This window comes from Kineococcus siccus (assembly GCF_009906795.1).
Lineage (GTDB): Bacteria > Actinomycetota > Actinomycetes > Actinomycetales > Kineococcaceae > Kineococcus > Kineococcus siccus.
This window is the reverse complement of record NZ_JAAALN010000028.1, coordinates 15,413-27,532: the sequence shown is the minus strand read 5'-3', so window position 1 is coordinate 27,532 and position 12,120 is coordinate 15,413. Positions and strand designations below refer to the sequence as shown.

The window sequence follows — 12,120 nt, the reverse complement described above, 5'->3', positions numbered from 1 at the left end:
GCGCAGGAGGGGGCGGAGGTGGGGACAGGGGCAGCCACGGTCGCTCCCGGGTGGTTCGTCAGGGGCGTCCCGTGGCGTCGAGACGGTCGTTCCGTCGGTGCGAGTGACCGCGCCGGACGGTCAGCGCAGGGCGGCGAGGACCTGCGCGATGAGCTCCTCCGGGAGCTCGATGATGCCGTGCGCCAGCGCCGCGTGGTCGGCGACCGCGAGGAGGACCTCGTCCTGCGGCCCGGAGAACGTCCGGGTGCAGCCCGGGACCACGTCGCCGCAGCGCAGCCGCACGGGTCCCCGGGGAGGCTGCGCCTGCGCGGGCGGCGCCGCCACCGGCGTCTGCACCAGCCGCCGCAGGAGGTCCGCCTCGGCCAGCGGCCGGCTGTACAGGTAGCCCTGCACGGTGTCGCAGCCGTAGCGGCGCAGCAGCTCCGCCTGCTCGGGCGTCTCCACGCCCTCGGCGACCACGGAGACGCCCAGGGCCTGGCCGATGCTGAGGATCGCGCGCACGACGGCGTCGCAGCTCGGGTCGACCCCCAGGCCGGCCACGAAGGCCAGGTCGATCTTCAGGACGTCGACGGGCAGCTCGGTGAGCCGGGTGAGGCTCGAGTAGCCGGTGCCCACGTCGTCGATGGCGATGCGGATCCCCAGCTCCCGCAGGCGCTCGAGGTCGGCGCGCAGGCTCTGCGTGACGCGCGGCATGTGCGTCTCGGTGAGCTCCAGGACGAGGCGGTCGCCCGCCACGCCGTGACGGGCCAGGGCCGCGACGACGTCGTCGTGCAGGGTGCCCGACTCCAGCTGGCGGCCGGAGACGTTGACGTGCACGTCGGGCGCCGCGCTGCCGAGCGCCGCCGACCAGGCCGCGGCGAGGCGGCAGGACTCGTCGAGGACGCGGCGGCCGAGGGCCAGCACGAGCGGGCCGGTCTCGGCGACGCCGAGGAAGGCGGCGGGGGACAGCAGCCCGCGGACGGGGTGCTGCCAGCGCACGAGGGTCTCGACGGCCACGGGCAGGCCCGTGCCGAGGTCCAGGACGGGCTGGCCGTGCAGGACGAGCTCGCCCTCGGCGAGCGCCCGCGTCAGCTCGGGCAGCAGCTGCCCGGCGGCCGAGGGCAGGCCCGGGGCGACCTCGTCGGTGCTGTGCACGCGGTGGCCGCCCGCGCGCTTGGCGCTGTACATGGCCTCGTCGGCGGCGGCCACGACGCCCGCCGCGGCCGCGGCCGGGTCGTCGCCGGGTTCGAGCTCCGCGACGCCCGCGCCGATGCTGGCGCCGACGCCGAAGGTCCCTGCGGCCAGCTCGATCGGCGCGGCGAGCGCCTCGAGGATCCGCTCGGCCACGCGCAGGAGGCCCGCGGGAGGGTCCACGCCGGGGCAGACGACCGCGAACTCGTCGCCGCCGAGGCGCCCCAGCGTGTCGCCGGGGCGCAGGCAGTCCGTGAGGCGGCCCGCGACGCAGCGGAGCAGCTCGTCGCCGGCCGCGTGGCCCGCGGCGTCGTTGACGGCCTTGAACCCGTCGAGGTCGAGGTAGAGGACGCCGACGCGCTCCCCGCTGCGGGTCGCGGCGGCGAGGGCGTGCTGGAGGCGGTCGCTGAACAGGGCGCGGTTGGCGAGCCCGGTGAGGGGGTCGTGCAGCGCCTGGTGCGTCAGGGCGGCCTCGGCCGCCTTGCGGGCCGTGATGTCCTCCAGCAGCGCCAGCGAGTACGGCTCCCAGTCGTGGGGGTGCACGACCGTGGTGGACAGCCGGACCCACACGATCGAGCCGTCGGCGTGCACGTACCGCTTCTCCAGCCCGTCCTGGACCACGTCGCCGTCGCGGTGCAGCGCCAGGCGCTCCGCGGTGAGGGCGAGGTCGTCGGGGTGGGTGAAGTCGGCGACGTGGCGGCCCAGCAGGTCCATCTCGGCGTAGCCGAGCAGGCGCGTCATCGAGCCGTTCACGCGGAGCACGGTGCCGAGGGCGTCGCCGGTCACCGCGACCATCATCATCCCGATCGGGGCGGTGTCGAAGGCCAGCCGGAACCGCTGCTCGGAGTCGGCCAGGTCGGCGGCGGCCGCGAGCTCGGCCGTGAGGTCGCGCGCCACGCCCATGTACCCGGTGACGTCGCCGTCGGCGCCGAGGACGGGGGAGACCGTCACGCTGACCGGGGTGCGCGTGCCGTCGCGGTGCACGTAGGTCCACCGCTGCGTCTCGGTGGCCTGCTCGCCGAGGCCGGCGACGAGGACGCCCATGTCGGCCTCGACGCCGAGGTCGGCGGCGCGCGCGGCGACCTCTGCGGGGTCGTGCAGGCGGCGCGGCGTGCGGCCGAGCATCTCCGCCTCGGTGTACCCGCTCAGCGCCTCGGCGCCCGCGTTGAAGACCGTGATGCGGCCCTGGAGGTCGGTCGCGACGATCGCGAAGTCGCGGGAGGCGTCGAGCACGCCGCTGAGGAGCCGGTGCGCGCGCACGATCTCGCCGGCCGCCGCGCGGGCCTCGGTGACGTCGTGGAAGGCCATCACCGCGCCGCCGTTCCAGCTCGCGCCGGGGACGGCGGGCATGGGGTGCGCGCTCATCGTGAGCATGCGGCCGTCGGGGACGGCGGCGGTGCGCACGAACACGTCGACGCCCGCGACCGCGGCGCCGGCGAGGGCGTGGGTGAGCGGCAGCTCGTCGGCGGCGAGCGGGGTGCCGTCGGGGCGGAAGACGCCGTAGTGCTGCAGCCACTCGTCGCGGGGCACGTCGGTGGGGCCGCCGCCCAGGAGCTCGACGGCGGCGGGGTTGCGCAGCAGGATCCGGCCGTCCGCGCCGAAGACGCTGATGCCGTCGCTGGTGGTGTCGATGACGGTGCGCAGCAGGGCGGCCTGCTCGTCGGCGCGGCGCTGGACGGCCTCCCGCTCGTCGCGGTGCAGCGCGAGGACGAGCGTGACGAGCCCGACGACGGCGACGTAGGCCTGCGCGAGCAGCACCGTGCTGGCGACCGAGTCGATCGCGAAGGGGCCGCGGCCGGCCATGGTCGCGGCCACCACGAAGACCCCGGCGAGCAGGACGTGGCCGGCCGCGACGGTCGTGGAGAACCGCAGGGCGATCCACATGCTGAGCGGCAGCAGCAGGTAGGCCAGCGGCAGGCGCAGCGTCAGGCCGAAGACGACGGTGTAGGCCACCGCGATGACGACGCCGACGCCGAGCAGCTCGAGCCACTGGCGGCCGTCGCGCACGGGCCGGGGCACCTGCGGGTCCGCCAGGCGCAGCGCGAGCGCGGCGAAGGCGAGGGTGCTGGTGGCGTTGCGCAGCACCCAGGCGCCCATCGTGGGCAGCAGCGGGGCGCCCGTGCTGAGGTGCAGGGCCACGGGGCCGACGAGGGCCGCGGCGAGGGACCCGGTGAGGGACGCGACGGCCAGGGCCGTGAGGTCGCCCGAGCGGCGCAGCCGCCACGCCTCGCCCCCCGTGCGGGACTGCAGGTGCCGCATGACGGCGCACGCGACGACGGCCTGCAGGACGTTGCTCACGGCGTACGCGCCGCCGAGGAGCCAGCCCGCACCGGTGAGGGCGTTGACGACGGCCGCGAGCAGCAGGAGCGCGGCCGCGCTGAGCGCCCGCGTGCGGCGGTCGTGCCAGCTCGCGGCGAGCCAGCAGAACCCGACGGCCGCGGCCGGCCACACCAGGGCGAGCGCGCCGCCCTCGAGCCGGGTGGCCCGGCCGACGACGACGGCGACGGCGTAGACCGCGAAGGCGGCCGGCAGCAGCCGCAGCGCGGACGCGTGCACCCAGCGTGCGGCCAGCACGGTCACGCCGACCGGCTCAGACCGCCCGTGCATCGCGCAGCCCCACCGTCTCGCCCACGCCGTAGACGTGGGTCAGCTGCGCGGCGAGCTGCGTGCGCGGGACGGCCGCGGAGTACAGCCAGCCCTGGCCCAGCGGCGCGGAGATGAACCGGCAGATCGCGGCCTGCTGCTCGGTCTCGACGCCCTCGACGATCACGGTGAGGCCCAGGCGGTTCGCGAGGTCCACGACGCACGTCACGACGGACTGGCCGTTGACGTCGTCGGTCATGGCCTGCGTGAGCGAGCGGTCGATCTTGAGGATGTGCACGGGCAGCCGGCCGAGGTAGCCGAACGCGGAGTAGCCGGTGCCGAAGTCGTCGATGGCGATGCTGCAGCCGAGGCCCGCGAGCTCCTTGACGACGCGCTCCGCGAGGGACTCCTCGTCGAGGAACACCGACTCGGTGAGCTCCAGGGTCAGCAGGGCGGGCGTGAGGGAGTAGGTGTCCAGGATCTCGCGCACGATGTCGGCGAACCCGGGCGACTGCAGCTGCACGACCGAGACGTTGACGGCCAGCCCGACGCCCGCGTCGAACACCCCGGCCGCGTGGGCCCAGTCGACGGCGCGGCGCAGGACGCTCTCGCCGAGCGCGACGACGAGGTTGGACTCCTCGGCGATCGCGATGAACTCGACGGGGCTGATGCGGCCGAGGACCGGGTCGTTCCAGCGCGCGAGAGCCTCGAACTTGATGACGCGGCCGGAGAGGAAGTCGACGACGGGCTGGTAGTGCACGTCGACGCCGCCGTCGCGGATGGCTTCGGCGAGGCGCTCGCGCAGGAGGCTGCGGCGGTGGTGCGCGGCCGCGACCGACCCGGAGAACACGGACACCGAACCCTCGCCGGTCTGGCGGGCGTCGCGCAGCGCGATGTCGGCCTGGACGAAGGGGAGCATGACGTCGTCGCCGTGCTCGCGGGGTGCGGCGGCGACGCCGGCGGTCGCGGTGAGCGGGAAGCGCTCGACGCCGTCGACCGTGGCGGGCGCCGTGGAGATGGCGGCGATGAGGCGTTCCGCGAGGCGCAGCGCGTCGATGCCGTCGCCGTCCACGAGGACGGCGAACTCGTCGCCGCCGGTGCGGAAGGCCCGGCCGCCGGTCTCCGCCAGCACGGCGCAGGTGGCCTGCGACGCGGCGAGGATGACGGCGTCGCCGACCGCGACGCCCAGCACGTCGTTGACGTCGTCGAGACCGTCGAGCTCGAGCAGGACGAGGGCCTGGTCGCGGTCCGGCCGGGTCAGGGCGGACGTCAGGGCGACGCGGTTGCTGAGGCCCGTGAGGGCGTCGTGCAGGGCCTGGAACTTCAGCCGCTCCGTGGTGAGCTGCACGGCCCGGGCCGTGCCGGCGTAGCGGTAGGTGAAGGCGAGCATGACCGTGGAGTAGAAGGCGAAGAGGATCGGGTCCGACCGCGGCGAGACGACGATGAGGACGATGTCGAGGAGCAGCACCGCGCCGGGCACGAACGACGCCACCTCGAGCCGGCGCACGGCGCGCGCGGCCGACTCCCCGCCGTGCTGGACGAGGCCGCGGCGCGGCAGGGTCAGGAGCGTCCAGACGAAGGCGCCCACCGCCAGCGCGACGCCCGCGTGGGACACCCAGGGCTGCGACTTGACGCACACCGCGGCCACGACGGTGCCGAGGGCCATGGCCGAGACGCCCATCGTCGGGCGCAGCAGGTACGGGTGCTCGACCGCGAGGGCGGTGTTGCCGCAGACGAGCGCCGCCGCGACGGCGACGAGGACGACGACCGCGGCGTTCCAGCCCCACGGCCCGGTCTGCCCCGTGCGGGCCAGGACGTCCCAGCCTGCGGTGGCCAGGGCGCTGGTGAGCATGAGGGCGTCGGCGATGAGGGGGGAGTCGTCGGACTCGGCGCGCGCGCCGCGCAGCTGCCGCAGGACGAGGAGGAGCAGGCCCACCAGGCCCGCGGACATCACCAGCACCGTGGCGTGCAGGCCGGCCACGGTGGTCCCGACCAGGGTGCCGCTGACGGCGAGGGCCGCGCCCCACAGGCCACCGGTGAGGGCGTACCGGCGCACCAGGGCGCGCGGGGCGCGCAGCGGCAGCACGGGGGCGATCGCGGAGAGCGTGAGGACGGCCAGGCCGCCCGCGAAGACGACGGGGTCCACCGCGTCGTCGCGCTCCCGGACGCCGAACGCCGCGACGAGCGCCAGACCCGCGAGGGTGACGGCCACCCCTGCCACACGGGGGCGTGGCACTGCAGGGGTGGCCGTCATGCCTGCTCCATCGGCCTGACCCCGGTGCGACTTGACGATCGTGCTGCCGGGCCGGGGGTGCGGAGAGCGACGAGGCGCCGCAGGAGAGCGCTGCCGCCCTGCGCCGGGGCCGTCACCCACACGCGCACCAGGCCCCCCGGGCCCCGTGTGACCGGTGACCCCATCCGGTGTGACTAGTCCGTCCGGGTGAGTGCACGGTTGAGCAGATGGTGGATCACCGCGTTACCAAACTGTAACAATGGCGGTTCCCGGGCAAAAGCGCAGGTCACGGCCCGTAGACGTGGCGTGGCGCGACGTGCCCGGGTGCGCGCCGTCATTACTCCCCGTGTTGCCAGAGTGACTCTCGTGTACGTTCATTCCTGTCACCGGGGGACTCCGCTGGGTAGCGGGCAAAGCGGTGGCACAGGCTCGATCGGAGCCGGCCCCCACGGGGGGGATTTCACTTCACATGCCTTGGAGGCAATCGTGACCGCAGCAACCTCCCGGTTGCGCCGGCGTGGCATCGGGGCCGGCGTCGCGGCTCTTGTTGGTTTGGGTTCCGTCGCCGGACTCGCCGGTGCAGCTCAGGCTGCGCCCGGCTTCACCTTCCCTGATTCGAACCGCGTGGCCGGTGCTGACCGCTACGCCACCGCCATCGCCGCCTCGAACGCCGCGTTCCCGACCGGCACGCAGGCCGGCGGCGTCGTCCTGGTGAGCGGCTCCTCCACCGTCGACGGCCTCACCGCCTCGTACGTGGCGGGCCTGCACACCGCCCCGATCCTCCTGGTGCGCAACGGCGTCGTCGACGCGGCCACCCTGGCCGAGATCAACCGTCTCAACGTCACCAACGTGTGGATCGTCGGCGGTACCACGGTCGTCCCCGAGGGTGTCCAGACGCAGCTCGCCGGCAAGACGGTCGTCCGCTACGGCGGCTCGGACCGCTACGAGACCGCGAGCGACGCCGCCACCAACAACGACCAGGTCGGCACCCAGCCGGGCAAGGTCTTCATCGCCTCCGGCACGGCCGACGCGCTCGCTGCGGCTCCGGTGCTCTACAACAAGAAGTACCCGCTGCTCCTGACCCGCGCCGCCTCGGTCCCCGCGACCACCGCCGACGCGCTCACGAAGCTGACGACGACGAACCGCACGGTCCTCGGGGGGACCACGGCCGTCGAGGCCGGCACCTACACCAGCCTGGGCGGCACCGCGCGCCTCCAGGGCGCCAACCGCTACGAGACCGCCACGGCGATCGCCGACTCCGCGGTCACCGCGGAGGGCTTCTCCCGCGCCAACGTGGCCCTCGCCAACGGCACGGACGTCGCGGCCGTCGACTCCCTCACCGGCTCGGTCGTCGCCGGCAAGAACGGCGTCCCGCTGATCTTCGGCAACGGCACCGACACCCCGCCGGCCGCCACCACCGCCTACCTCACGACGAACAACTCGGCCCTCACCGGCCAGCTGTACGTCTTCGGTGGGACCACGGTCGTCAGCGCCGCTGCGGCCACCGCAGTGGTCACCACGGCGACGGCCCCGGTCACCGCCGGCCAGAGCCTGTCGATCACGCCCACCACTGCGGTGGCGCTGACGGTGCAGAGCGAGACCGGCACCACGCCCACGGCCGACGACCGCTCGTACACGGTCACGGGTCTGACGGCGGGCACGGACTACCGCGTCACCCTCGTCAACGCGGACAGCATCCGGACCAGCGCGAGCGGTGCGGTCACGTTCCTCAGCTCCGCCGACGTGGCGTCCTCGACCGGCTTCTCGGTCAACGCGGGCATCCAGACCGCCGCCAACATCTCGGTCGTCAACAACACGGCCCTGGGTGCCTCGGCTGCCCCGACGTTCGTCACGCAGCCCGTCAACGGCAGCATCACCGTGACGGTCGACGGCGCGGCTGCCGGCACCGTCGTCCCGGTCGTCTACCTCAACGGCGCCACCGGGAGGACCCCGGTGCAGGGCGGCAACAGCGCGCGCCTCGAGACCGCGGCCACGGCGGCCGAGCAGTTCGCTGCGCCGGTCGAGCCCTTCGGTGTCGGCGGTCAGATCAGCTTCACGTCCCCGCTCGCCGCAGCCGGTGCGCCGCTCGCCGGTGTCGCCATCGACTCGGTCGACAAGGCGAGCGACTCCTTCGACGTCGCCGGGGCGCGGTTCACCTACGACGCCAACGACGTCTTCTTCATCACTGCGGGCGGCACAACGACGTCGGTCGGCATCGCGGCGTTCGAGGCGGCTCTGTCCTCGGACGACACCATGACGCTCGGCACGTCCGGCTTCGCTTCGGACGCGGGTGGCGTGACCACCTTCACGCTGGGCGATGTCAACCCCTCGACGGCGACTTCGGCCAGCGCGGAGAAGGGGCTGACCACGTCGACGAGCAACGACCTCACCGTCAGTGTGGTGATCCCCGCGGCCGCCACGGACTACGACCAGGTGATCATCCAGCGGGCGTCGGTCTCCGGTAGCCCGGCGGACGAGTCCGCGGTCAACACCGCCAACATCGGTGCCTACACCGACGTGGCGACTGTCACGCCGACGGCCGCGCAGCGCACTGCTGGCACGGTCACGTACGTCGACAACGACGTGCCGGCCGGCGCGTACAGCTACCGTGCGGCGCTCATCAACGACGGCGACACCGGCGCGTACGTCGGCGACGCGAACGTCGAGACGTCGACGGCCCCGTCGACCGACACGGCGGCTCCGACCGTTCTGGACACCAGGGTCGCGGCCAACACCGGCAGCCCCTTCCAGCTGGACGGCACGACGGACAGCTTCAAGCTCGTGCTCAGCGAGGTGCTCGCCGCCCCGAGCGCTGGCGATGCATTCCGCTTGACGGACAGCGACGGCACCGTGGCGGACATCGTCAACGGGAGTGGCGGCGCCGCCTTCACGCTGAACGCGGCGCCCGAGACGGTCGGGGGGACCGAGTACCCGATCGGTCGCGTTCTGACCGTCGTGGCCGGCACGGTTACGCCCGGTACCGTCGGAACGGTGATTGGACTGGGCATTCCCAGCACGATCACCGCCACCTCGGGAAACACCGACGTGGCAGGTAACGCGCTCGCGCTCACCGGCGACGTGACCGTCGACACCGAGTCCTGATTCCTCGGTACAGCTGACGGGCAGGCTCCCCTCTGCGGGGAGCCTGCCCTTCGGCGTTGTGATCGGGCGTCGACAAGGGAGCTGTCTGCTTGTCGGCCGCGGCAGGGGAGCAGGGACCGGTTGTCCGTGGCGTGGCCTACCGTCACCCCACCTGGTCGATCCCGTCCGTGACGCGGTTCAGCCCGGAGTTTCCGATCGTCCCGCCCGACACGGTGAACACCAGCCCGTCGTCCAGCGGAATGGTGAACCGCGTGTACCCGGCGGGGACGACGCTGGGGACCCGCGTCCACGCGCCGGCCGCGCCGAGCGAGCGGTTGACGAACAGGTCCTGGTCGCTGTTGGCGCTGACCACGACGGTGCCGTTGCGGCCGCCCGCGGGGGACCACGCGACGGTGGGGCTGCTCGTGGGCACGTGGCCGCTCTGGTCGACCAGCAGCTGACCGGGCGCGGCGCCGAACGACAGCGGGTCCGCGGCGGTCTTGTGGTGCACCGCGAAGAAGGGCTGGCCGTCGCCGGTGCGGACGCCGCCCTCGTACGTCATGATCCAGCTGCCGTCCGGCAGTGCGGCGACCGTGGGCATCCCGGGGCGCTGCAGGTACTCCGGGACGGTGACGTCGTCGACGACGGGCCCCCAGCTGCGCAGGTCGGTGCTGGTCTGGTGCACGATCTTCTGCCCGTAGGCCGGGTCGCGCTGGTCGGAGTAGTAGCAGACGAGCTGCCGGCCGTGCAGGAGCAGGAACGGTTCCCACACCGGGGTCTCGCCGTTGTTCGGCACGGCGCGCCCGCCGCGCGCGATGGAGCTGAGGAACCGCCACGTGAGGCCGCGGTCGGTGCTCGCGTAGAGGTCGAGCTTCGTCTGCGACAGGTCGTCGGGGATGGAGTTCCCGGCGCACAGCACGGTGCCGCGCGGCAGGCCCGCAAAGGGTCGGGGGAGTTCGTACAGGAACGGCTGGTAGCGCAGACCCCAGCCGTTCACGGTGTCGCGCACGCTGCTCCGCTGCGACCAGGTGCGCCCGTCGTCGTCGCTGCGGAACACCGGGAAGACGGGGTCGTGCTCGACGTACTGCTCGAACGTGGCCAGCAGCGTCCGGGGAGCGGAGCCGCGGCCCCGGCGGGGGCTCAGGCGGACGGCCCGCGCGTACAGCGTCCCGGGGGCGGGACGGTCCGCCGGCGGTGCGTACAGCGTGACCGGCCCGAACGGCGCCGTCCCCGCACCCCCACCGCGCGGGGCGGCGGAGGCGGGTGATCCCGCCGCCAGCCCGAGGGGCGCGGCCGCGAGGGCGCCCACGCCGCCGGCCAGGAAGGCCCGCCGCGACGCACCGGGCGGCACGGCCACCCCGGCGGCGGGCTGGGATCGGGCTGCTGACGTTCGCTGGTGCTGGTCCACGGGAGTTCTCCTCGACGTCGTCGTCCGGCGGTGCTGTCCACGGCGTTCCCGCCCGATCGAGCGGACCCGTGGGGACGGTAGTACGGCAGTTGCCCGAGGTACACACCGGCCGCGCCGACCCGCCGCCGACGCCGCGGGAACTCGGGGTGAGCCGCCGTCACGGAAGTGACTCTGGTTGTGCTGCAGCGGTTCCCGTATCCTGTACAGGTGTTCGAGTCCGCCGCGCTGCCCGCCCCCGAGGCGCTGACGGCCGCCACGGACGCGGAGCTCGTCGACCTCGTCACCGCCCTGGACCGCGAGCGCTGCCGCCTCGACGCGCTCGGGCTGCGGGCCGTCGCGGAGCTGCGCGAGCGGCGCCTCGCCGAGCACTCCGGCCTCGCGCCCGCCGACGTCGACGACCCGGCGCAGCTCACCGCCGACCAGGTCCTCGCCACGGAACTCTGCGCCGCCCTGCGCATCGGCAGCGGCACGGCCCACGCGCGCATCACCTCCGCCCGCGAGCTCACCGAGGACCTGCCCGCCACGCTCGACGCCTACGCCGCCGGGGCGATCCACTTCGGTCACGTCGCCGCGGTGCGGGGGACCAGCGCCCTGCTCGCCGAACGCCTCGTCACCGCCGACGGTACCGACGGCGACCCCCTCTACGCCGACGACGCCCTGCGCCGCGCCCGCGCCGAGCTGGAGAAGACCTGCCTGGTGGGCGTCGAGAGGCTGAGCCGGGCCCAGCTCGCCCGCCGCCTCAAGAGGTTCCTGGCCCGCGCCGCCGGCGGCCACGTCCTGACCGTCGCGCACGCGCGGCAGACGACCCCGTTCCTGCGCGTCGAACCCTGCGACGACGGCGTCAACGCCCACGTCAGCGGCTTCCTCCCGCTCGCCGAGGGTCTGCGCCTGGACGCCTACCTCGACGGCTGCGCCGACGCCACGCACCCCGAGGACCCCCGCGGGGTCGACGCCGAGGGCCGCACCCACGCCCGGCGTCGCGTCGACGCCTTCCTCGACAGCGTCTCCGCCGCCCGCGCGGGTTCGTCCGCGGCGCCCACCGCGCAGGTCCACGTCACCGTGGCCGCGACCACCCTGCTCGGCCTCGACGACGACCCGGCCGAGGTCGTCACGCCCACCTCGGCCATCACCGTGACCGCCGACGTCGCGCGCGACCTCGCCGCCGACGCCACCTGGCGGCGGATCCTCACCGACCCGGTCGGCGCCGTCCTCGACGTCGGTGCCCGCACCTACCGCCCCAGCGCCGACGTCGCCCGCAGGGTCCGCGCCCGCAGCACCACGTGCGTGTTCCCCGGGTGCGTGCGACCCGCGCAGCACTGCGACCTCGACCACGTCACCCCGTTCGCCCAGGGCGGCGAGACCACCGTCGACAACCTCGCCCCCGAGTGCCGGCACCACCACCGGGTCAAGACCCACACCCGGTGGCGCCTGCGCCGCCGCGACCGCGGCTGGCGGTGGACCTCACCCACCGGCCACACCTACGACACCGACGACGAGCCGCCGCCGTACTGACGTGCGCGCCGGTGAGGCGACGTGGCCAAGGGTTCTGCTGCGTTGCGTGACAGGCGGCTACTCTCGGAATAGACACTCGCTCCTTCCGGGACAGTCCCGACTCTGTACATTTGTCGATGCGAGTGTTGAGGTC

Annotated in this window: 5 protein-coding genes; 2 read left to right on the top strand and 3 right to left on the bottom strand. The window is 74.2% G+C overall.

Annotated elements, in window-relative coordinates; genetic code table 11:
• Window positions 1-120 precede the first annotated feature (120 nt).
• Both GTR02_RS05745 and GTR02_RS24200 read right to left on the bottom strand, forming a co-directional pair.
• Window positions 121-3,750, bottom strand: coding sequence for an EAL domain-containing protein (locus GTR02_RS05745; RefSeq protein WP_166606521.1), 3,630 nt, complete (start codon window positions 3,748-3,750; stop codon window positions 121-123).
• Window positions 3,751-3,760: 10 nt separating this feature from the next.
• Entirely contained in the window at window positions 3,761-5,965 is a 2,205-nt protein-coding gene (locus tag GTR02_RS24200; RefSeq protein ID WP_166606520.1) for an EAL domain-containing protein, read from the bottom strand.
• A gap of 345 nt (window positions 5,966-6,310) precedes the next feature.
• Between GTR02_RS24200 and GTR02_RS05735 the strand changes: the two genes are divergently transcribed.
• A complete protein-coding gene (locus tag GTR02_RS05735; protein WP_205708709.1) occupies window positions 6,311-9,088 on the top strand; it encodes a cell wall-binding repeat-containing protein in 2,778 nt (925 codons plus the stop codon).
• Between the two features lie 142 nt (window positions 9,089-9,230).
• Here GTR02_RS05735 and GTR02_RS05730 read toward each other — a convergent pair whose 3' ends face one another.
• Window positions 9,231-10,475, bottom strand: coding sequence for a sialidase family protein (locus GTR02_RS05730; RefSeq protein WP_166606518.1), 1,245 nt, complete (start codon window positions 10,473-10,475; stop codon window positions 9,231-9,233).
• A gap of 207 nt (window positions 10,476-10,682) precedes the next feature.
• Between GTR02_RS05730 and GTR02_RS05725 the strand changes: the two genes are divergently transcribed.
• Window positions 10,683-11,987: a DUF222 domain-containing protein gene (locus GTR02_RS05725; RefSeq protein WP_166606517.1), complete on the top strand. Its 1,305-nt coding sequence runs from the start codon at window positions 10,683-10,685 to the stop codon at window positions 11,985-11,987.
• Window positions 11,988-12,120 lie beyond the last annotated feature (133 nt).